19 protein-coding genes and 1 pseudogene are annotated in these 22559 nt (G+C 66.6%); 11 read left to right on the top strand and 9 right to left on the bottom strand.

Annotated features, from left to right (window positions below):
• Positions 1–64 precede the first annotated feature (64 nt).
• Positions 65–2710 (bottom strand): FtsK/SpoIIIE family DNA translocase, encoded by a 2646-nt coding sequence (locus G6N59_RS27795; protein WP_138230135.1) that lies wholly within the window; start codon positions 2708–2710, stop codon positions 65–67.
• Between the two features lie 181 nt (positions 2711–2891).
• Between G6N59_RS27795 and G6N59_RS27790 the strand changes: the two genes are divergently transcribed.
• The 3 genes from G6N59_RS27790 to G6N59_RS27780 are packed head-to-tail and all read left to right on the top strand — an operon-like array spanning position 2892 to position 4970.
• The gene (locus G6N59_RS27790) at positions 2892–3212 is read left to right on the top strand and encodes a putative quinol monooxygenase (RefSeq protein WP_138230134.1); all 321 of its coding nucleotides are present in this window, start codon (positions 2892–2894) and stop codon (positions 3210–3212) included.
• 34 nt (positions 3213–3246) lie between these two features.
• Positions 3247–4065 (top strand): mycofactocin-coupled SDR family oxidoreductase, encoded by an 819-nt coding sequence (locus G6N59_RS27785; protein WP_138230133.1) that lies wholly within the window; start codon positions 3247–3249, stop codon positions 4063–4065.
• Positions 4066–4097: 32 nt separating this feature from the next.
• Entirely contained in the window at positions 4098–4970 is an 873-nt protein-coding gene (locus tag G6N59_RS27780; protein ID WP_138230132.1) for an SAM-dependent methyltransferase, read from the top strand.
• Here the strand turns inward: G6N59_RS27780 and G6N59_RS27775 are convergent.
• Both G6N59_RS27775 and G6N59_RS27770 read right to left on the bottom strand, forming a co-directional pair.
• Positions 4967–5485, bottom strand: coding sequence for a hypothetical protein (locus G6N59_RS27775; protein WP_138230131.1), 519 nt, complete (start codon positions 5483–5485; stop codon positions 4967–4969). The genes G6N59_RS27780 and G6N59_RS27775 overlap by 4 nt on opposite strands.
• Before the next feature lie 172 nt (positions 5486–5657).
• Positions 5658–6305, bottom strand: coding sequence for a hypothetical protein (locus G6N59_RS27770; protein ID WP_138230130.1), 648 nt, complete (start codon positions 6303–6305; stop codon positions 5658–5660).
• 506 nt (positions 6306–6811) lie between these two features.
• Between G6N59_RS27770 and G6N59_RS27765 the strand changes: the two genes are divergently transcribed.
• Both G6N59_RS27765 and G6N59_RS27760 read left to right on the top strand, forming a co-directional pair.
• Positions 6812–7297: a helix-turn-helix domain-containing protein gene (locus G6N59_RS27765; protein WP_138230129.1), complete on the top strand. Its 486-nt coding sequence runs from the start codon at positions 6812–6814 to the stop codon at positions 7295–7297.
• 10 nt (positions 7298–7307) lie between these two features.
• Positions 7308–8684, top strand: a complete 1377-nt coding sequence (locus tag G6N59_RS27760) for an ABC1 kinase family protein (protein ID WP_138230128.1) — start codon at positions 7308–7310, stop codon at positions 8682–8684.
• Here the strand turns inward: G6N59_RS27760 and G6N59_RS27755 are convergent.
• From G6N59_RS27755 to G6N59_RS27735, 5 genes are all read right to left on the bottom strand, one after another.
• Positions 8670–9275, bottom strand: a complete 606-nt coding sequence (locus G6N59_RS27755) for a TetR/AcrR family transcriptional regulator (protein WP_138230127.1) — start codon at positions 9273–9275, stop codon at positions 8670–8672. The two genes, G6N59_RS27760 and G6N59_RS27755, sit on opposite strands and share 15 nt — an antisense overlap.
• A complete protein-coding gene (locus G6N59_RS27750) occupies positions 9268–9966 on the bottom strand; it encodes a TetR/AcrR family transcriptional regulator (protein WP_234884186.1) in 699 nt (232 codons plus the stop codon). The genes G6N59_RS27755 and G6N59_RS27750 overlap by 8 nt, the downstream gene beginning before the upstream one ends.
• Positions 9967–10073: 107 nt before the next feature.
• Positions 10074–11753 (bottom strand): ribonuclease J, encoded by a 1680-nt coding sequence (locus G6N59_RS27745; protein WP_179970248.1) that lies wholly within the window; start codon positions 11751–11753, stop codon positions 10074–10076.
• On the bottom strand, positions 11750–12652 hold the full coding sequence (dapA, locus tag G6N59_RS27740; protein ID WP_138230126.1) for a 4-hydroxy-tetrahydrodipicolinate synthase: 903 nt from the start codon (positions 12650–12652) through the stop codon (positions 11750–11752). Before dapA ends, G6N59_RS27745 begins: the two co-directional genes overlap by 4 nt.
• Positions 12653–12726: 74 nt before the next feature.
• Positions 12727–13494, bottom strand: a complete 768-nt coding sequence (locus G6N59_RS27735; RefSeq protein ID WP_138230125.1) for a FadR/GntR family transcriptional regulator — start codon at positions 13492–13494, stop codon at positions 12727–12729.
• A 101-nt stretch (positions 13495–13595) separates the two neighbouring features.
• Between G6N59_RS27735 and G6N59_RS27730 the strand changes: the two genes are divergently transcribed.
• From G6N59_RS27730 to G6N59_RS27715, 4 genes and pseudogenes are all read left to right on the top strand, one after another.
• Positions 13596–14513, top strand: coding sequence for a proline iminopeptidase-family hydrolase (locus G6N59_RS27730; RefSeq protein ID WP_268815794.1), 918 nt, complete (start codon positions 13596–13598; stop codon positions 14511–14513).
• A gap of 29 nt (positions 14514–14542) precedes the next feature.
• A complete protein-coding gene (locus G6N59_RS27725) occupies positions 14543–15946 on the top strand; it encodes an APC family permease (protein ID WP_138230123.1) in 1404 nt (467 codons plus the stop codon).
• A gap of 45 nt (positions 15947–15991) precedes the next feature.
• Positions 15992–16365, top strand: a pseudogene (locus G6N59_RS27720) (VOC family protein).
• A gap of 202 nt (positions 16366–16567) precedes the next feature.
• Positions 16568–16969 carry a histone-like nucleoid-structuring protein Lsr2 gene (locus G6N59_RS27715; RefSeq protein ID WP_138230122.1) on the top strand — a complete coding sequence of 134 codons (402 nt, stop codon included), beginning with the start codon at positions 16568–16570 and terminating at the stop codon, positions 16967–16969.
• A 3-nt stretch (positions 16970–16972) separates the two neighbouring features.
• On the opposite strand, the gene G6N59_RS27710 is transcribed toward G6N59_RS27715, so the two are convergent.
• On the bottom strand, positions 16973–18208 hold the full coding sequence (locus G6N59_RS27710; protein WP_407665788.1) for a winged helix-turn-helix domain-containing protein: 1236 nt from the start codon (positions 18206–18208) through the stop codon (positions 16973–16975).
• Positions 18209–18310: 102 nt separating this feature from the next.
• Between G6N59_RS27710 and G6N59_RS27705 the strand changes: the two genes are divergently transcribed.
• Positions 18311–20353, top strand: coding sequence for a toprim domain-containing protein (locus G6N59_RS27705; protein ID WP_138230121.1), 2043 nt, complete (start codon positions 18311–18313; stop codon positions 20351–20353).
• A 12-nt stretch (positions 20354–20365) separates the two neighbouring features.
• The gene (locus G6N59_RS27700; protein WP_138230120.1) at positions 20366–22513 is read left to right on the top strand and encodes a DNA gyrase subunit A; all 2148 of its coding nucleotides are present in this window, start codon (positions 20366–20368) and stop codon (positions 22511–22513) included.
• Positions 22514–22559 lie beyond the last annotated feature (46 nt).

Here is a 22559-nt window from a genome sequence, read left to right as displayed (position 1 = left end):
TGCCACCAATCGACGGTGTTATCCGCGCCGTGCAGCAACGCCGATGTGACGTCGATAACACCGGCTAGAACCCGGGGTCGTCGCCCATCGAGCCGCCCGCATCCGAGCCGCCCTGGATCAGCATCAGAGTGCCGGCCAGTTCGTCGGGCTTGACCAGGACCTCGCGGGCCTTGGAGCCCTCGGACGGTCCGACGATGCCGCGGGTCTCCATCAGGTCCATCAGGCGGCCGGCCTTGGCGAACCCGACCCGCAGCTTGCGCTGCAGCATCGAGGTCGACCCGAACTGGCTCGACACGACCAGTTCCACGGCCTGCAGGAGGACGCCCATGTCGTCGCCGATGTCGCTGTCGATCTCGCGCTTCTCGACGGTCTTGACCGTGACGCCGTCGATGAACTCCGGCTGGGCCTGCTGCTTGGTGTAGGCGACGACAGCCTGGATTTCTTCGTCGCTGACGAACGCGCCCTGCACCCGGATGGGCTTGGGCGCCTCCGACGGCTGGAACAGCCCGTCACCCTTACCGGTCAGCTTCTCGGCGCCGATCTGATCGAGGATGACGCGCGAGTTGGTCGCGTTGGTGACGCCGAACGCCATGCGGGACGGCACATTCGCCTTGATCAAGCCGGTCACCACCGACACCACCGGCTGCTGGGTGGCCAGCACCAGGTGGATGCCCGCGGCACGGGCCTTCTGGGTGATGCGGACGATGGCGTCCTCGACGTCGCGCGGTGCCTGCATCATCAGGTCGGCCAGCTCGTCGACGACGCACAGGATGTACGGGTAGGTCTTGTAGACCCGCTCGCTGCCCAGCGGCGTTGAGATTTCCCCGGATCTCACTTTTTTGTTGAAGTCGTCGATGTGCCGGACACCGCTGGCACTCATGTCCTGGTACCGCTGTTCCATCTCCTCGACCAGCCAGGCCAGCGCGGCGGCGGCCTTCTTCGGGTCGATGATCACGGGCGTGATGAGGTGCGGAATACCTTGGTACGGCGGGAATTCCACCATCTTCGGGTCAACCAGGATCATCCGGACCTCGTCCGGGGTGGCGCGCTGCAGCAGCGACACCAGCATCGAGTTGATGAAGCTCGACTTACCCGAACCGGTGGAGCCGGCCACCAGCAGGTGGGGCATCTTGGCCAGGTTGTAGCTGATGTAGTGGCCTTCGACGTCCTTGCCGATGCCGAACACCATCGGGTGGTGATCCTTGCGGGTGGACGGCGCGCCCAGCACGTCCTTGAGCCGCACCATCTCGCGGTCGCTGTTCGGAACCTCGACACCCACCAGCGATTTGCCGGGGATCGGTGCGAGCAGGCGGATGTGCTCGTTGGCCACCGCGTAGGCGAGGTTGCGCTGCAGCTGGGTGAACCGCTCGACGCGGACGCCGGGCCCGAGCTCGATCTCGTAGCGCGTGACGGTCGGGCCGCGCTGGAAGCCGACGACCGTGGCGTCGATCTTGAATTGCTCCATGACCTCGGAGATCGCGTTCATGATGCGGTCGTTGTCGCGGCCGACCCGCTTCGGCGGGTCGCCGTCGGCCAGCAGGTCCAGCGGCGGCAGCGTGTAATCGCCCTCGATGACGCGATCCAGCGTGAGGCTGTCGTCTTGCGCTTTTTCCGGTGCCTTCTCCAAGGCCTTGGCCTTCGTGGGCACGGGATCCGCAACGTTCTGGGCCTTGCGGCGGCGCGTCGTCTTGGCCGCCGGCTCGGGCGCGGTCGGCGCCTCGTCGGCTGCGGGTTCGACCGGGTAGTTGTCCAGCGGCGTGCGGCCCAGCGGCCGCGTCATGGCCGTGGTGGCCTGCTCCGAACCCGGCCAGGCCTCCGGTTCGTCCTGTGAATAGGTCGGGTCGTCGTAGTAGCCGTCGGCGAAATCATCCGCGAAGTCGTCCATGTAGCCGGCCGGGGCGTCGTACTCGTCGCCGTGCTCGCCGTGCAGGCGACCGGACACCATGTAGCGCAACGTGTCCGGCAGTTCCCGGATCGTCGTGCCGGTGACCAGCAGCAGGCCGAACAGCACGCCCATGATGAGCAGCGGCGTGGCGATCCAGACGGTCAGCCCGTCCGAGAGTGGCCCGCCGATGACGAAGCCGACGAACCCCGCGGCGCCGCGGCGCTCCCCCGGCTCGGTGGGCCCACCGGCCCAGACGTGCCACAGGCCGAGCACCGGCAGTGCGATCATGGCGGCGCCGAGGATCAGCCGTGGCCGCGCGTCGGGGTTCGGGTGGGTGCGCATCAGCGTGATGGCCAGCGCCAACAGCAGGACCGGCAGCACCACGACCGCGGATCCGATGACCGTGCGCACGCCGTAGTCGATCCACGCACCGACGGGTCGGGCCGCGTCGAACCAGGAGCTGGCCGCGATCAGGAATGCGACGCCGAGCAGTGCCAGCGCGATGCCGTCACGACGGTGTCCGGGCTCGAGTTCCCGCGCACGGCCCACGCTGCGAGCGGTGGTTCCGGCCCCCTTGGCGAGCATCAGCCAGCCGGCGCGGGCACCACGACCTACCGCAGCACCGGCGGTAGCCACCGGAGATGGGTGGGGCGCTGGTTTGCGGGCCGGCTTGCGAGCGGGCGATTTCGGCGCCGGCGGACGTGCCGCCCGCCCCGAGTTTCCACTGCCTGACTTCGATGAACGCGCCCCCGAACCGGCTGCGCCACGATTCGCCGACCCGGCCTTGGCCCGGTTAGCTGAGCTCGTTGCGGTTTTACTCGCCATGGCTGCCAGCCTAGTCGCAGTTACCCCATCTGCACCATCTGCAACACAGGTAACGCTTGGGTCACAACCTGAGCCGCATATCCGCTGGTCACCGAGCAGTGGGAGCCACGTCACACCCGGCCGGCGCTCCGGGTTAACGTGGACACCTGTCTAGTTCAGCTATCTATCGAGGAGTTCGCTCATGCCGGTCGTTGTCGTCGCCACCATGAAAGCCAAGCCCGAGTCCGTCGATCTGGTCCGCACCGCGTGCGTCGAAGCCGTCGACGCCGTCCACTGCGAGCCGGGCTGTGAGCTCTACTCACTGCACGAGGCCGACGGTGGCACCTTTGTCTTCGTCGAGCAGTGGGCCGACGCGGATGCCCTCAAGACCCACAGCACGGCTCCCGCCATCGGGAAGCTGTTCGGCGCCATCGGCGAGCACCTCGACGGCGCACCCGACATCAAGATGCTCGCCCCCGTGGTCGCCGGCGATCCGGCCAAGGGCCAGCTGCGGGGCCAGTGATGAGCGCTGGTGCGAAGAGCCGAGAGGACGCGCGATGGGCGAGCTGAGCGGCAAGGTCGCCTTCATCACCGGCGCGGCGCGCGGCCAGGGTCGCGCGCACGCGGTCAAGCTGTCGTCGATGGGTGCCGACATCATCGCGGTCGACCTGTGCGACCAGATCGCGTCGGTCCCCTACCCCATGGCCACGCCCGACGATCTGGCTGCGACCGTCAAGCTCGTCCAGGAGAACGGGGCCCGGATCGTGGCCGTCCAGGCCGACGTCCGCGACCGCGATGCCCTGAAGGCGGCACTGAAGGCCGGCGTCGACGAACTCGGCGGGCGGCTGGACATCGTCATCGCCAATGCGGGCATCGCACCCATGGCCGGTGAGGACGCCTGGCAGGACGTCATCGACGTCAACCTGACCGGCGTCTACAACACTCTCGAGGTGGCGACGCGCCCCATGGTCAAGGCCGGCAACGGTGGGTCGATCGTGCTGATCAGCTCGGTCGCCGGACTGGTCGGGCTGGCCTCACCGATGGCCGGTTCGGTGGGCTATGCCGCCGCCAAGCACGGCATGGTCGGCCTCATGCGGGTGTACGCGAATCTGCTTGCCTCGCAGAACATCCGGGTCAACTCGATCCACCCGGCCGGGGTGGACACCCCGATGATCGACAACGACTTCACCCGAAAGTGGTTGAGCCAGTTGACGGCAGAGACCAAAGCCGGCCCGGACATGAGTAACGCGTTGCCCGTGCAGGTCCTCGACGCAGAGGACATCGCCAACACGGTGGCATGGCTGGTGTCGGACGCCGGGCGGTACATCACCGGGGTGACGCTGCCGGTGGACGCCGGTTTCGTCAACAAACGCTGACGAGCGTTTGCGCGAGGAACAGAGAACCTGACATGGCTCGTAACCCAGCGGCACTGACGGCCTTCGGGCCGATGGCGCTCACCGCAATCGAGCAGCATGAGCCGCCGGGCCGTCGTCTCGTCGACGACGACCTGGCGGCTTCTTTTCTGCCGCAAGCGCTTCGCGCGCTGGTGGCGGCCACGCGCTGGGCGCCGTTGCGTCGCACCATGGTCGCCGCATCAGACCGGTCGGCGCCGGGCATGTGGGCCAACATGGCGTGCCGCAAGCGCTATGCCGACGACAACCTCATGGCGGCGCTGGCTGGGATCGATGCCGTGGTGGTGCTGGGCGCCGGACTGGACACCCGGGGCTGCCGGTTGTCGCGCCACAGCGTGATTCCTGTTTTCGAGGTGGACCAGACCGTGAACATCGAGCGCAAGCGCGCCATCCTGAGGCGGGTTTTCGGCACTCCCCCACCGTCGGTCCACCTGGTCGCCGTCGACTTCGAGCGTGACGACCTGATGAGCGCACTGGCCGGTCAGGGCTATCAGCGCGATGCCCGCACATTCTTCATCTGGGAGGGCGTCACCCAGTACCTGACCGCCGCGGCGATCGACAGCACCTTCGAGCAGTTGCGATCCGTGCCCACCGGCAGCCGGCTCGACTTCACCTATGTGCAGCGCGATTTCATCGACGGAGTGGACATCTCCGCCGCCCCGTCGCTGTATCACAGGTTCCGCGAGCGCAGTCAGGTGTGGAAATTCGGGTTGCGTCCCGACGAGGTCGCACAGTTTCTCGATGGGTACGGCTGGCAGCTTCTCGACCAACTGGGCCCTGACGAGGTGCGGGACCGGTATGTGCGGCCGACCGGTCGCGCCTTGCCCACCTCCGGCCTGGAGTGGTCGGCGTTGGCCGGGAAGCCCTAGCCCCGTTGGGAAACCAGCCGTTCGAGGTATCTACGCTGCTCGAAAGTCAGTCGCTGCAGAGAGTTGGCCAGCGCTGTCGCTTCGGTGCCGTCTTCGGCGGTACCCCGCGGGTAGATCGCCAATACCGATTGACCCGGCCCCTCCGGGATTTCGGCGATGAAGCCGCCCCGGGCGACCGCGTCCCCGAGCGCCGACAATCGCCAGCCTCGGACCTGCAACGCGTCAGCCCACCAATACGCCACCCGAACCGGACGCACTGGTTGACTGATCAAGCCAGGAATATGCGCAGAGTTGCGGGCCGCGGGTCGGGGCTGGATCAGCAGATGCCGATTCCGCAGCAGTGCAAGCATGCGGTTGGTCTCGTCCGCCCAACCGCCGCCGGCGAGCTGGCATACCGCGTCGGCGAGCACGCTCGGCAGATCAGTCGACTCGGCCAGGGCATCGCCGCGGCGGCGGACGTGTACCACGCGGTGAGATGGCAGCCGCACAGACACCACCGCCGCCAGTTCGCTCACGCTGTAGGACACCGACTGGAGTAGACAACCTTGCTGGCGCAATTCCCGGGCCCACCAATAGAGCGGACGTACCGCCGGAAATGGTTGCAACGCAATAGAATTCAATGGCAGTGCGGCATAGCAGGGCGGGTGCGCGCCGCTGCGATTCACCGTCGGCAGGACGCGACCCACGTCAGCTCCCGCCACAGTTCGGGGCGACGCCGCGCCAGGCCGGCTCTGGTTCCTCGCTTACCCGCCGGGTGGCCACCGGCGATTCCACGTTTACACAAGCACCCGAGGAACTGCCGCGGCCACGTCGACGCGACCGACGACGCCAGCTCCACCGCGGCATCGGGTACCCGAGCGCATGAACGAATCCCGCGTCTGCGGGCAGCAGCACATTGACCTCACTTGGACCTGACACGGGATAACGACTCTCGGAATCGCCAAACCGAATGGTGTCGATTTCATTGCCGAGGAACACCCTGACCGGGACAACCGCCGGTGCGCCGAAAAGTAGTTGGCGGGTGCGATTATGGCGATCCCCCAAGGCCAGCACCCCACTGGCGATGTCGAGCCGTCCGTCAAACGTCGGCACGCCCAGTCCCCGAGCATCCGAGCCCGCGAACACTCGCACTCGTACCAGCCTGCCGACGAGGTCGCACTCGTGGATGCCCATCGTATGCACCCACAGCGCCCGGGCGGTACCGCCGTCCCCATCGATATCCGGGTGCACGTAGACACCCGAAAGGCCGTTGGCGCCAACGTCCTCGATCACCACCACGCTGCCGTCAGGTGCAATCTCGGCATCGCACAGCAACGTGTTCGTCCTAACCCCCACAGCGAAACCCCCTCTGCTGCCGCTGACGGCAGCCATCCCCCCGGAAGACTTCACGTCCACCACACCATTCATCCGGGTTGGCGAACCTCGGCCACACCGAGACAACGTGAATTCAGCAATAACTGGCGTCGGCGTAAGTGTGTTCACATCTATCGATCACAGCAAACACACAGCCAAGCCGGGTGAACCGCGGCGAACACCCCGCGGTCCACCACGCACCCCACCCCCTTCTTTGCGATGACCGGCGCCTACTCCCCAGTTTGACCGGCTTCCGCGTTCCAAACCGAGAATTGCATATATCGGACTGACGTGTCAACCCAGCACGTTCGATCATTTGTAGCGAAGTCGGTCAAGGTGAGCTAACGTACCCGGCACGGCGAGATCGGCGAACATCGGTCAGGCCGTCTCCTGGCCCGAAAAGCACTCCCCAAGCGGCCACTACCAGGCCACCGGTTCCAGCACGTGCGCGGCACGTCGGAACTTGGCAACAACTTTGGGGGAACGACATGCACAACCGGAAGCACCCGCAGCGGTCAGCAGCGGACACCGCCTTGTTCGCCGAACGGCTCAACAAGCTGTTCGCCGCAATCCATCCACCCTCGCGGGGTCCGTATCTGAACAGCGAAGTGACGCAAACGCTGGCTCGCCGCGGCCACGACTTGTCGGACCCTTACCTGTCACAGCTGCGCCGCGGGCTGCGCACGCGCCCCTCCCCCCAAACGGTACGGATGCTGGCCGAATTCTTCGGTGTACGAAGCGAATATCTCAACGGCGGCAACTCCGCGTACACCCGTGCCCTCGAAAGCGAATTGGACTGGCTCCGGCTCGCCCGTGACGAATCCGTGCGTGAGGTCACCACGGCGCTTCTGGCGTTGCCGCCGAGTGTCCGCGAAGCCCTGCTCGAGTCCACGAGTTCCCTTGCCAACCTGGGCGAGCCGGTTGTAAACCATCCACGAGGGATTCGGCTCGGCGCCATGTCCATCGATGTCTAGGCGGGCCACAGTGACACCCGGTGATCAACCCACCGACCGCGCAGCGCGCGGCGCACGCGTCGGGCAGGTCGCTGCCCGCCTGGCGGCGCGCCGAGCCACCAGCGCGATTCGCCAGCCGTTCTTGTCCGAGGAGCAGAAGGCGCAGGAGCGCGACGAACAGATGCTGCGCTTGGCCGATGATCTCGCCACGACCTTGGGCACGATGAAGGGCGCGGCGATGAAGCTCGGCCAGTTGCTTTCCCTGCTCAATTTCGGTCTCAGTTCCGCACAGAATCGAGACGAATTCTCCCGCCGGCTGTCACCCTTGTTCAGCCGAGCCCCCACCGTCGATAACGCCGTGATGTTCCGGTTGATGGACTCCGAGTGGGGCGCACTGCGTGACCGCGTGCGCACCGTGGACCCCGAACCGGTGGCCACGGCGTCGCTCGGACAGGTCTACCGAGCAAGGCTGACCGACGGACGCGAGGTGGCCGTCAAAGTCCAATATCCCTGGGCGCGCAGCGCGGTCCGCGCCGATCTGAAGAACCTGGCCTTGTTGGTCCGGCTACGGGCAGGGGCCTATCCGGTCCGGGGTCTGAACGCGGTCGTCGCCGAGGTCAGCCGGCAGATCACGGCAGAGCTCGACTACCGCCAGGAGCTGTCCAGTCACCGCGCCGTGTACGAGGCTCATCGCGACCATCCGGTGTTCGTGATCCCCGAGCCGATCAACGAGTTGTGCACCGATCGCATCCTGGTGACCGAGTACCTGGACGGCACCCAGCTGCATCACCTTGCCGACGTCGATCAGACGCTGCGCGACCACATCGGCGAGGCGGTCTTCCGCTTCTATTGCGCCAATATCTACACCAGCGGTGAGTTCTGCGCCGACCCGCACCCGGGCAACATCCTGTGCTTGCCCGACAACCGGGTCGGTTTCCTTGATTTCGGCTTGTACGTGCGGATGAGCAGAGATGAGGTCGACCTGGAACGGTCGGTGCTGACGGCGGTCATGCGCGGTGACGCCCAGACTGCGCACCGACTGGCCTGCGTGGCGGGGTTCATCGTCGATGCTGATGCGTTGCCGCCGGACATGGCATTGCAGTACATGCGGGCCGTCGCCGGCTGGTACCTCACTCCGGGGCTGGTTCAGGTGACCGACAAGGTCGCCTACAAAGCGCTGTCGCAGGCGATGCTGCCCCAGTCTGATTTCCGGTCCGGCATTTTCAAGCAGCGCATGCGCAGCGCGCACGCGTTCTCACGCCGGACGGAGATGAGCGTGTGTGCGCTGCTGGGCACGCTGCAGGCGCGGGGCCGCTGGCACGACATCGCTTCGGAGTGGGCCTTGGACGCTGCGCCGGCCACCGAAATGGGACAGCAGATCGCCCGCTGGCGCTCACGAGTCCGGTAGCACCCGGCGCAGCCCGCCCTGCAGAAACGCTGCGCATGCCTGCGCGACCTGCTCCGGGTCGACATCAGTGCCGTCGCCGATCAGCATCGGAAACGTCGCCATCAACACACATGACACCACCGCCTGCCCGGCAATGCGCGCGTCGACGCTGTCGCGTATCCATCCCTGTCGGCGCCCCACGTCCAGGAAGGCCGTCACCTGCGCGCCGAGATCGTCGTAAGCGGCGAGCACCGATTCATAGGCCTGCTCGTCGACGCCGGGCGCGGCGATCGCTACGAACGAGACCAACGCACGGTTCTTCGCGATGTAGGCCACGGCCCGGCGTACCCGGTCGGTGAACTCCACGACGTACTCGGTGCGGCCGGTCAACGTGGCCGGGTCGCGGTCACCGGCCGCCGCGGCCGAAAGTTCCTGGACCGTCCGAGCCTGAATCGACTCGAGAACGTCTCGCTTACTGCGGAAATAGTTGTAGAACGTGCCGTGGCTGACCCCACAGCGAGCGGTGATATCGGTGACGTCGACATCGCGGTATCCGCGCTCGATGAACAGGTCGATGGCCGCTGCGTACAACTGCGCGGTTCTCTCAGGCATCACTGGGTTCCTCGCCGGCAGGTTCGTCGGTCAACAATCCGTGATCGGCGATAGCCGAGATCGTCGACAGGAAATTCGCGCGCGACCCGGCCGCCGTATCCCCCTGCATGGACATCAACAACCCCGGACCGGACAGTCCGATCACCAACCGGCCCAGCAATGCCCAGGTCGGGCGGTGATCCGCCGAGGCGTGGTCAGGGTTTGCCGTCTCGAACAGCCGCGCAAACGCGACATCCAACGTCGACAAGAGCCCGCTGACCCGGAACCTCAACTCGGGATCGATGGCGCTGCTTTCCACCGTGAGCAGTCGCACGATCGCCGGGTCTTCGTCGACGAGATCGAACAGCCGGGTCCCGAATACCGTGATGAGATCCATCGCCTGGTGGTAGTCGGTCAGGTCAAGGCTGGCCAGCGAACCGATGCGAAGCGCCCGTGCAGCTTTGGTGACGGCGTAGTCGAAAACATCGTCGAGCAATTCCCGCTTGCTCGGGTAGTACCGGTACAAGGTGCCCTGCCCGACGTTGGCCTGACGCGCGATGTCCGACATCGTCGTCTGGTCGTAGCCACGATCGGTGAGCACCGCATAGGCCGATCGCACGATCTCTTTGCGACGGGCGGCGCGCAAATCGGCCTTGGCCGGCCGGCCGCGTGCACGGTGCTTGGATGCTTGACCCCCACGCGGCAAAGACACCGGGCAGAGTTTAGTGGTACGGCGCGACTCGAATGCGAGTTTCCCTCCCACCGGGGCGCCGCCCGCTCCGCTGACCCTTTCGAAAGAGACAGGCGATTGGCGTGCGGCTAAATCTCGAGCACGGTCGGCACGATCATCGGCTGGCGCCGGTAGACCTCGCCGACCCACTTGCCGACGGCGCGCCGCACCGCCTGGGCGATCCGCGCGGCGTCGGTAACCTGCTCGGAGACAAGGGTTTCCAGCGCCGCCTGCGCCTTCTCGGCGCCCGGCTCGAGCGCCTTGGGGTCTTCGGAGAACCCGCGCGAGTGCAGGTGCACCGGAGCCACCGGCTTGCCGGTCTCACGGCTGATCACGACGGTGACGGCAATGAAACCCGAAGTGAGCGTGAGCCTTTCGCCCAGCGTCGCGTCGCCGACGTCGCCCAGCACCAGACCGTCGACGAACACCTTGCCGACCGGCACCGCACCGGCGATCCGGGCTTGCCCGCCTACCAGGTCGACGCTGACGCCGTTCTCGGCGAGCACGACGTTCTCCTCCGGCACGCCGGTGCGAATCGCGAGTTTGGCGTTGGCCCGCAGGTGCCGCCAGGTGCCGTGTACCGGCATGACGTTGCGCGGCCGCACGCCGCGGTACAGGAACAGCAGCTCGCCGGCGTAGGCGTGGCCGGAAACATGCACGCGCGCTTGCTGATTGGTCACGACGCGGGCGCCGATCTTGGCCAGCGAGTCGATCACGCCGTAGACGGCTTCCTCGTTGCCGGGGATCAGGGAGCTGGACAGGATGATCAGGTCCCCGGCGGTCAGGGTGATGCTGCGGTGCTCGCCGCGGGACATCCGGGACAGCGCGGCCATGGGCTCACCCTGGGTGCCGGTGGTGATCAGCACGACCCGGTCGGCCGGCAGCAGTTCCGCGGCGCCGATGTCGATGACGTCGTCGTCGGCGACGTTGAGGAAGCCGAGTTCCTTGGCGATGCCCATGTTGCGGACCATCGAGCGGCCGACGAAGGACACCTTGCGCCCCAACGCCACCGCGGCGTCGATGATCTGCTGCACGCGGTCGACGTTCGAGGCGAAGCATGCCACGATGACGCGGCCGTCCGCGCCGCGGATCAGGCGGTGCAGGGTGGGGCCGACCTCGCTCTCCGATGGCCCGACTCCGGGGATCTCGGAGTTGGTCGAGTCGCACAGGAACAGGTCGACGCCCTGTTCACCGAGTCGGGACATGCCCGGTAGGTCGGTCGGCCGGCCGTCGGGCGGCAACTGGTCGAGTTTGATGTCACCGGTGTGCAGCACCGTGCCCGCGCCGGTGTGCACGGCGATGGCCAGGGCGTCGGGAATCGAGTGGTTGACCGCGAAGTACTCGCACTCGAACACGCCGTGAGTGCTGCGCTGCCCCTCGGCGACGATCTGCATGTTCGGCTTGAGCCGGTGCTCACGGCATTTGGCCGCCACGAGTGCCAACGTGAAACGCGAGCCCACCACGGGGATGTCGGGCCGCATCTTCAGCAGATACGGAATGGCGCCGATGTGGTCCTCGTGCGCGTGGGTGATCACCAGCGCCTCGATGTCGGCCAGCCGGTCCTCGATGTGCCGGATATCCGGCAGGATCAGGTCGACCGCCGGCTCGTCGTGCGTCGGGAACAAGACGCCGCAGTCGATGACCAACAGCCGGCCCAGGTGCTCGAATACGGTCATGTTGCGACCGATTTCGCCGATGCCGCCCAGCGCCGTCACACGCAGACCGCCCGGCTCCAGAGGGCCGGGCGGTGCGAAGTCGGGTCTGGTCACGCAAGCACCGATGCCGCGCGCAGGTCCGCCGCAAGGTGCTCCACCTGATCGGCGGTGGCGGGCACCTGCGGCAGCCGGGGGTTGCCGGCCTCGATACCCAGCAGTCGCAGAGCTTCCTTCGACATGGTCACGCCGCCCAGCCGGTTCTGGGCATCGCCCAGCGGGCTCAGTCCGACGTGAATCTTGCGCGCCGTTGCGATGTCACCGGAGTTGAACGCCGACAACATGTTCCGCAACTGACCGGCGGCCACATGACCCCAGACGCTGATGAACCCGGTGGCGCCCATCGCGAGCCACGGCAGGTTCAGGGTGTCGTCACCCGAGTAGTACGCCAGACCGGTCTCGGCCATGATGGCGCCGCCGCCGTTGAGGTCGCCCTTGGCGTCCTTGACCGCGACGATGTTCGGGTGCGGCGCCAGCGCGCGGATGGTGTCCCACTCGATCGGTACCGACGAGCGCGGCGGGATGTCATAGAGGAGCACCGGCAGCTCGGTGGCATCGGCGACCGCCGTGAAATGGGCGATCAGGCCCGACTGCGGCGGCTTCGAGTAATACGGGGTCACCACCAACAGGCCGTGTGCGCCCGCGGCGGCGCTGGCCTTTGCCAGGCGGACGCTGTGCGCGGTGTCGTAGCTGCCGGCACCGGCGATGACGCGGGCGCGGTCGCCGACCTCTTCCAGAACCGCCGTCAAGAGGGCGATCTTCTCGTCATCGGTGGTGGTCGGAGACTCCCCGGTGGTACCGGATACCACCACGCCGTCGCAGCCGGAATCGATCAGATACTTGGCCACCTTCTTGGCGCCGGCCAGATCAAGCGAGCCGTCCGGGCCGAACGGCGTCACCATGGCAGTCAGCACGGTGCCCACACGTGCGCTGACATCAATTCCGCTGGTGCTCACGCGGGTCAGATTACCCGGTCGTAACCCGAGGGCCGCCGTCCGCTCCCGCCTGCGGGCAAGGTCAGGCGGCGGGATCATTCGATGAGCATCCCCGCGCGCCGCATCGCCGTCGAGATGTTCTCGAAATCGATGGCCACATGGGCCCGCGCCAGCGCCTCGGCGTCATCCCCGTGGCCTTCGGCGATGGCGTCGACGAGCGTCGTGTGCTCACCCAGTGCCCGCTGTTCCATCGCCCGCATCGTGATCGGCTCACCCCAGACGTGAGCGGGTGCGCCGATGCTGACCGACGCCTCCAGTTCGAGCAGCACCTGCTTGAGGACGGCGTTGTGGGCGGCGTCCATGATCGCCAGGTGCAGCGCGCTGTCCGCCTGCTGGGCAGCCAGTCCGCTATCGGCCCGGCGGTAGTCCTCCAGGCGCTGCCGCAACACGCTGATATCAGCGTCGGTGCGAGATTCTGCGGCGGCGCGGCTCACCGCACCGTGAACACGACAGATCGCGTCGCACCGGTCCCGGATCTCGTCGACTCGCATCCTCAGGGTGCGGGCCACCGCGTCCGTGGACGAGTCCGGCCATTGCTGCAGCACGTACGACCCGCCGCCGCGGCCCCGCCGCGTCTCCACCAACCCTCGGTCCACCAACCGTGCGAGCGCTGCGCGCACCGTCATCCGGCCGACACGCAATGAGGCGGCCAACTCGCGTTCGGCGGGCAGCCGGGCGTGGGGCAGGTATTCGCCGATGGCGATCGCGGTCACCAGCCGGTCGGTGATCTCATCAACCCGAGAGGACGATTCGAGCTCACGGTCCAGTAGGCCGGGGGCGTCCACACCATGGAGATGGGTCATCACCGGCTCCCTTCCTATCGCCTCACAGAGTATCGACACGAATTGTTAAATCTCGATTAATGGTCTTGTGATGAGACCATTAATCAAACATGCTGACTGTCATGCCGACTACCAGCCACCGGGTGCCGTTCCGCGAACACGAGACCTGGGTCCAGATCACCACCCCCAAATCACCGAATCCGGGGGCGCCTCCCCTGTTCGTGCTCCACGGCGGACCGGGCATGGCACACAACTACGTGCGCAACATCGCAGAGTTGGCCGACGAGACCGACCGCACGGTCATCCACTACGACCAGCTCGGCTGCGGCAACAGCACCCACCTGCCCGACGCCCCTGCCGGGTTCTGGACACCCGAGCTGTTCGTCGAGGAGTTTCACGCCGTTCGCGCTGCGCTGGGCATCGACGAATACCACCTGCTGGGCCAGTCCTGGGGCGGCATGCTCGGCGCGGAGATCGCCGTGCGCCGCCCCTCGGGACTGACGTCGCTCGTCATCTGCAACTCCCCCGCATCGATGGAACTCTGGATGGCCGGCTGCGCGGAGCTGCGCTCGCAGTTGCCACCGGAGGTCAGCGCCGCGCTCACCCGGCACGAGGAAGCGGGCACGGTCACCGATCCCGAGTACGTGGCCGCGACGAACGAGTTCTACGCGCGCCACCTGTGCCGCGTCGTACCCATGCCGCAAGATCTGATCGACACCATCACACAGATGGAGGCCGAGCCCACCGTCTACCACACGATGAACGGGCCCAACGAGTTTCACGTCGTAGGCACATTGAAGGGCTGGACCGTCATCGACCGACTGCCCGAGATCACCGCGCCGACACTGGTGATCGCCGGCGAGTTCGACGAAGCGACCCCCGCCTCCTGGCAACCGTACGTCGACCACATCGCCGGTGCGGTCAGTCAGGTATTCCCCGACACCAGTCACTGCACGCACCTGGAGCAGCCCACCGAATTCCGCGCCGTCGTCGCCGCCTTCCTCGCCACCCACGATCTGGCCGCCGACGCCCGGGTCTGAACCCACTCACTCGACCCGACAGGACTTCCATGACCACCACCCGAGTCGCCACCGGCGAAGGCCAGCGCACCGTCGAATCATTCGGCTACAAACAGGAACTCAATCGTTCCGTCTCCACCGTCGACCTCATCGTCTACGGCCTCGTGTTCATGGTGCCGATTGCGCCGTGGACCATCTTCGGCGTCGTGTACAACAGTGCCGGCGGCATGGTGCCACTGGTGTATCTCATCGGCTTGGTCGCCATGGTGTTCACGGCGACGGCGTACGCGCAGATGGCCAAGTCGTTTCCCCTTGCGGGATCGGTGTTCTCATATGTCGGCCGCGGAATCCACCCCGGCGCAGGCTTTTTCGCCGGCTGGGCGATTCTGCTGGACTACCTGCTCATACCTACTCTGCTGTACGTGCTGGCCGCCGAGTCGATGATCGGCTTGTTTCCCGGCACGCCACGGTGGCTGTGGGCACTGGTGTTCGTCCTCGTCAATACGGTGATCAATCTGCTCGGCGTCGACTCGCTGAAGGTGGCCAACCGGTTTTTCCTGGTTCTCGAGCTCGTCTTTCTCGCGATCTTCGTGGTCATCGCGGTGCGAGCCATCAACGGAAATTCGCTGCCCAATGTGCACTGGGGCACCACGCCGCTCTGGAACCCGGAGACCGTCAGCGCACCGTTGATCGCCGCCGCCCTGTCGATCGCCGTGCTGAGTTTCCTTGGCTTCGACGGGATTTCGACGCTTGCGGAGGAATCCACCGGCACGCGGAATCCGGCGGGCAAAGCAATGGTCGGCGCGTTGTTCATCGTGGCGTTCCTGTTCATCGGCCAGACCTGGTTGGCCAGCCTGCTGGCAGGCGGACGGGCATCGTTCAGCGACAGCGAAGCGGGCAACGCGTTCTTCACATTGGTCGAAGCGGCGTCCAGCACCGGCTGGATGAACGCGTTCTTCGTCGTCAATGTGCTCGCCGTGGGTTTCGCCAACGCGATGGCCGCGCAAGCGGCAACCAGCCGGCTGCTGTTCTCGATGAGTCGCGACCGCCAGCTGCCCGCGTTCCTATCCCGCGTCAGCTCGCGCAAGGTGCCGTTCGCCGCAATCCTGTTGGTCAGCGCGATCAGCGTGGTGCTCGTGCTGTTCTTCGTCGGCCAGATCGCGCTCATCTCGTCACTGGTGAACTTCGGCGCGCTGTTCGCCTTCTGTCTGCTGCACGTATCGGTGGTTTGGTACTACCTCGGCCGAAAGAAGTCGAAGAACTATCTGCTGCACCTGGCAGTACCGACACTTGGCTTCGTCATCATCGGCTATGTGCTCTTCAATGCCGATTCCCTGGCCAAGATCGGCGGCATCGTGTGGCTGGGCATCGGCACGGTCGTGTTCGTCGTCAACAAGCTACGCGGCCGCGGTGTGCCTGAGCTCGGCGAAGCGTCGCACGAGGTGGCCGGTTAGCGCCCGGCATCAGAGTCGGAAAGTGCTCGGTCGTCTCGCGTCAACGTGCGCGATCTTGCAAGGGCGAAGAATTACTATGACGAATTCATGCCACTGGTCGTTTTGAACCATTCATCGCTTCCGCCGACGAGTTCGCCTTTCACCCCGCCGGTGGCAAACCTGGCACCTTCCTGTTCTTCTATCCCACCGCAGACCCCGGCGACTACAGCCGGCACCGCACCGGCCTGCAGCACCTTGCCTTAATGGTCAAGACCCGATCGGCGGTTGAGCCCGTCCATCAGTTCGTCCCGCGGGCCGGCGGCGAGGTAGTGCACGAGCCACAGTCGTTCCCCCAATATCCGTCGCCCTACTTCGCCATGTTCTGGCTGGACCCGTTCGGGATCATGCTGGAAGCGGTGTGCCACCACGACGTGGACTGATCGCGTCCGGATGTGGACGCGCGCCGAATCAGCTTGGGGCCGTGGCAATTACCGTGAATTCAAATTCCGATATTCAGCGGATTGCCGCGCAAAAAAAGACCTGAACCGACGCCGGACTACCGGTAATCACGACACCGGGGTGCCATCCTCAGTTTTTATCGTTACACTTCCGGCCGAACACCCCCGATAAAGGAGATCATTCGTGGCCGAACGCATTGTCGTCCAGCTTGTTGACGATATCAACGGCACTGAACTCACCGATGACACCGGTGAGCGTATTAACTTCTCGGTACGTGGGGTTGATTACCAGATCGATCTTTCCGCTGCGAACGTGGCGAAATTCGAAAAGGCGCTGGCGCCCTATCTGGACGCCGCCACCAGGGTCGGCGGCCGTCGCTCACGGACCCAGAAGCCCGCAGAACCCAGCAGCCGCGCCGCCAAGAACGGCACGTCCCGTGGTCGCGCGAAGAAAGCCGGCAAGAGCGCGTCAACGAAGGAACAGCTCGCCGCCATCCGCGAATGGGCGCAGGACAACGGCTACGACGTCGCGGCCCGCGGCCGCATCAAGGCGGACATCGTCGAGGCGTACCACGCCGCGAACTAGGCGCTAAAACTGTCGACCCAGCTCGGCGACTAGATCTCCGCGCTCCCCGACGCTCACGTCGTCGACCCCGAGCCACGTCGCCATCGACGTCAGCTCGGGGGCCAGGGCCGCGGCCACCCGCCGGCGGTCTTGGCCGTCCTCGGCGAACGCACCGACGACATGCAGTGCGTCGCCAGTACGTTTCAGGTCGACGCGCCCCACCAGCTGGCCGTCGAGCAGGAAAGGCCAGACGTAGTAACCGAATTGGCGCTTGGGCGCCGGCGTGTAGATCTCGATCCGGTAGTGGAACCCGAACAGCCGCTCAACTCTCGGCCGGAAGAAGATCAGCGGGTCGAACGGGCACAGCAACGCCGTCCCGCGGTCGCGCCGCGGCACCGGCTGCCCGGCGCGCAGGTACGCCGGGGTTCCGTCAACGTCGACAGGTTCCAACTCTCCCGCTGCGACCAACGCCGCCAACGCCGGCTTGACCTGCCGGGCGCCCAGCCGGAAATAGTCGCGAATGTCGGCCTCGGTCCCTACACCCAGAGCGCCGGCCGCCTTGAGCACCAACTGCCGGACGGCTTCGTCGTCGGAGACTTCCCGGGCCAGCACCTCCGGTGGCAGCACCCGTTCGACCAGGTCATAGTGCCGGGCGAAACCGACGCGGGTGGCGGTGGTGAGCACGCCCGACGACCACAGCGCTTCAGCCACCCATTTGGTGTCACTGCGTCCCCACCACGGCCCCTTGGCGCCACGGGGTTCGGCTTCCAGGTGGGCCTCGATCTGGCCCGCGGTCGACGGCCCGAGTTCGGCGACGGCGGCGACGATCTTCTCGGCCAGCTCACCGTTGCGCTTGACGATTTCGGTGCCCCAGCGGCCGTGGGTGTATTCCCGCATGCGCCAGCGCAGCAGCGGCCAGTCCTCGACCGGCAGCAATGCCGCCTCGTGCGCCCAATATTCGATGAATTGCCGCGGCGACCGCGCGCTGTGGCTCCAGGCCAGCCCGTCGAGCGCGTCCCGGTCGTATGGCCCGAGCCGGCTGAATACCGGCGCATAGTGCGCCCGCACCGAGACCGATACCGAATCCAATTGCAGCACTTGTATTCTGGACATCAGACGTTTCAGGTGCGCCCGGGTTACCGGACCGGCCGGCTTGGGCCCGTGAAGGCCCTGGGCGGCGACGGCGATGCGACGGGCCTGGACCGTGGTGAGTACTGCCACTGTCACATCGTGGCGCAGACCACCGACAAATTCGCGCATGGATCTGCAAGGTTGTCGGCTCCACCGCCTACCATTCCTGCGGCACACCCTGTATTGGGGCATCGGGTGCTTCACGCCCGGCCCTGACGGAAAGGACCAGCAGTGAGCTACAACGCTGCGGACATCACCGAGCTCGACGACGTCCAGCACACCCGCCTGCGACCGGCGGTCAACCTGGGCCTTGACGTGCTCAACACCGCCCTGCGCGAGCTGGTGGACAACGCGGTCGAAGAGGTCGCCGACCCCAGCCACGGCGGGTCCACCGTCACCATCACCCTGCATGCCGACGGCTCGGTCAGCGTCGCCGACGACGGACGCGGCCTGCCCATCGACTCCGATCCTGTGACCGGCAAGAACGGCATCGTCAAGACCCTCGGCACGGCGCGGGCCGGCGGCAAGTTCTCCGCGCACACCGACGCCACCAGCACCGGGGCCGGCCTCAACGGCATCGGCGCCGCTGCGGCGGTGTTCATCTCCGCGCGCACCGACGTCACCGTGCGCCGCGCCGGCAAGACGTACCTGCAGAGTTTCGGCCACGGCTACCCCGGCACGTTCGAGGGCGGCGGGGGCCAGGCGTTCGATGCAAATGCACCTTTCACCCGGGTCGACAACCAGAAGCTGCGCGGCACGGGCAACCGCAAGCCCGACGCCCACGGCACCACGGTGCGCATCCTGTTCGACCAGGCTGTCGTGCCGGACGCCAGCGTGGACATCGCCGAGGTACTGCTGCGCGCCCACGCCGCCGCCCGGATGTGTCCCGGCGTGCACCTGACCGTCGTCGACGAGGGCTGGCCCGGCACGGAGATTCCAGCAGTCCTGCTCGAACAGTTCAACGGCCCGTGGGGCACCGAAGCGCTGCTGGACCTCATGTGCACCTCGGCCGGCACTCCCCTGCCGCCGGTGCGTGCCGTGGTGGAGGGCCGCGGTGAATACACCACCGGACGCGGCGCCACGCCGTTCCGCTGGTCTCTGACCGCCGGACCCGCCGAGCCGATCACGGTGGCCGCGTTCTGCAACACCGTCCGCACCCCGGGCGGCGGCTCGCACCTGACCGCCGCGATCAAGGGCCTGTCGGAGGCGCTGGCCGATCGTGCGTCCCGCATCCGCGATCTGGGCCTGGCCAAGGGTGAAGACGGCCCGGAGCCACAGGACTTCGCGGCCGTCACCGCGCTGGCCGTCGATACCCGCGCCCCGGACGTGGGCTGGGATTCCCAGGCCAAGACCGCGGTCTCCTCACGCTCGCTGAACGTCGCGATGGCACCCGATGTGGCGCGCAGCGTCAACGTGTGGGCAGCAAACCCCGCCAACAGCGAGACGGTGTCGCTGTGGACGAAGCTGGCGCTGGAGTCGGCCCGGGCACGTCGCAGCGCCGAGGGCGCCAAAGCGCGCTCCCGAGCGGCGTCGAAAGCGAAGGGCCTGGGCACCAACCTGTCGCTGCCTCCGAAGCTGCTGCCCAGCCGGGAAACGGGCCGCGGTTCGGGCGCCGAATTGTTCCTGTGTGAGGGCGACTCGGCGCTGGGCACCATCAAGGCGGCACGCGACGCCACCTTCCAGGCGGCCTTCCCGCTGAAAGGGAAGCCGCCCAACGTCTACGGCTTCACCGTGAACAAGGCCCGGGTCAAGGACGAGTTCGATTCCATCGAACGCATCCTGGGCTGCGGCGTGCGCGACAACTGTGATCCCGAACAGTGCCGCTACGACCGCATCCTGTTCGCGTCCGACGCCGACCCCGACGGCGGCAACATCAACTCGAGCCTGATCTCGATGTTCCTGGATTTCTACCGCCCACTCGTCGCGGCCGGCATGGTCTACGTGACGCTGCCCCCGCTTTTCGTGGTCAAGGACGGCCAGGAGCGCATCTACTGCCAGGACGAATCCGAGCGCGACACCGCTGTCGCCGAATTGAAGGCCCGGTCCAAACGCAGAGTGGAGGTCCAGCGCAACAAGGGTCTCGGTGAGATGGACGCCGACGACTTCTGGAACACCGTGCTGGATCCGGAGCGGCGCACCGTGATTCGCGTGCACCTCGATGACAGTGACAAGAAGTTGCATCACACCCTGTTCGGCGGGCCGCCGGAGGGCCGGCGTTCGTGGATGGCCGATGTGGCCTCCCGTGTCGACACCCTTGCGCTGGATCTGGACTAGAAAGAGTCAATTGTGACCTCGACCCTGGACGTTCCTGAACAGAATCAGGACCTGGTCCTCGACCAGAGCGCCGACGACTACTGGAACCACTACCAGCTGACGTTCGCGCTCTACAGCGTCAGCGACCGCGCCATTCCGTCGGCGTTCGACGGCCTCAAGCCCGGCCAGCGCCGGCTGCTGTACCAGATGCACGACTCGAAGCTCCTCCCCGGCAACAAGCCGCAGAAGTCCTCGAAGGTCTGCTCGGCCGTCACCGGCAACCTGCACCCGCACGGCGGCGCGTCGATGTACGGCGCCGCGGCGCTGATGGCCGCCGAGTTCCAGCGTGTGAAAGTCATTGACGGACAAGGCGCTTTCCCGCGCATCCAGGGCGACATTCCCGCCGCCGACCGGTACACCGAGATGCGACTGTCGGCGCCCGGCGCGGCACTGACCGCCGAACTCGACGACCACGCCGTCCCGATGGTGCCCACCTTCGACGGGGAATGGATCGAGCCCACGATGCTGCCGGCCCAGTGGCCGGTACTGCTCTGCAACGGCGCCGTCGGTATCGCCGAAGGCTGGGCCACCAAGGTGCCCGCGCACAACCCGCGTGAGGTGATGGCGGCCTGCCGGGCTCTGCTGAAAACCCCGAACATGACCGACGACCGGCTTGCCAAACTCATTCCCGGCCCCGACTGGGGCTGCGGGTCGACAGTGGTCGGCACCGGCGGCCTGCGCGAGTACCTCACCACCGGCCGGGGCGCGCTCACCGTCCGCGGCACCTTGTCGGTCGACGGCAAGAACGTCATCATCACCGAACTACCGCCCGGTGTCGCGAGCAACACTGTGCAGGACCGGATCCGGGCGCTCGTCGAGTCGGGCGAGCTCGCCGGAGTGGCCGACATGTCCGACCTGACCGACCGCCGTAACGGGTTGCGGATCGTCGTCACCGCCAAACGCGGGCACGCCGCCGAAACCATCCGAGACCAGCTGCTCGCGTTGACCCCGCTGGAGTCGACGTTCGCCGCCAGCCTCGTCGCGCTCGACGAGGACCGGGTACCGCGCTGGTGGACGGTGCGGGAGCTGATCGGCGCGTTCCTGCACCTGCGCGATTCCGTGGTGCTGCACCGCAGCCAGTACCGGCTGGAGAAGGTCACCGCCCGCCGGCACCTGGTGTCCGGCCTGATGAAGATCCACCTCGATATCGACACCGCCGTGGCGATCATCCGCGCATCCGACAGCGTCGACGATGCGCGCCGGGGGCTGCAGGCACACTTCGAGATCGACGAAGAGCAGGCCAATTACGTTCTGGCCCTGCAACTTCGGCGACTGACGAAGCTCGACGTCATCGAACTACAGGCCGAAGCGGACAAGCTGGACGCGGAATTCGCCGAGCTGACCGAACTCGTGTCGAATCCGGACGCCCGGCGGGTCGTGATCGACAACGAACTGAAGGAGACGGCGAAGCTGTTCGCCGGGCCCGAATTCGACCGCCGCACCGTCCTGGACCTCGACGCCACCCCGACGGCGTCGAGCTCCGACGAGGATGGTCCCCGCGAACGAAAAGTCAACGCCAACTGGCGACTTGACGATCGGGGCGTGTTCTCCGACACGCACGGCGACCTGCTCACCTCGGGACTGGGTTGGGCGGTGTGGACCGACGGGCGCGTCAAGTTCACCAACGGCAACGGCCTACCGTTCAAGACCCGCGACATCCCGGTGGCCCCGGACATCACCGGGCTGCTGCGCTCGGGCGTGCTGCCCTCTGGCTATCACCTGGCGTTGGTGACGCGGCGCGGGAAGATTCTGCGCATCGACCCCGCCGCGGTGAATCCGCAAGGCGCAGCAGGCAACGGCGTGGCCGGGGTGAAGCTGGTGGCGGGTGACCCAGAAGACGCTGTGATCGCCGCCCTGCCGATCACGTGCGGGAATGGCGAAGCAATCCTGTCGACCTCTGAAAAGGGTTGGAAGGTAACCGAAGTCGCCGACATCCCGGTCAAGGGCCGCGGCGGCGCGGGCATCGGGTTCCACCCGTTCGTGAGCGGCGAGAACGCCCTGATGTCGGCATCGGCCTCCCCCACAGGGTTCGTGCGCAACGGCAAGGCGGTACGCGCCGAGAAGCGCGCGAAGTCGTCGGTGAAGGGCACGGGTGCGGACGTGACTCCCGCCGAGGGGTAGGTACGACGGGGTTCGACTGACCCGGTTTCGAAGCCGACCTGACCGT

Origin of the sequence: Mycolicibacterium aubagnense (assembly GCF_010730955.1) — a bacterium.
Classification (GTDB): domain Bacteria; phylum Actinomycetota; class Actinomycetes; order Mycobacteriales; family Mycobacteriaceae; genus Mycobacterium; species Mycobacterium aubagnense.
Note: the sequence above shows the minus strand (reverse complement) of the source record. Positions and strands in the feature narration are given on the sequence as shown.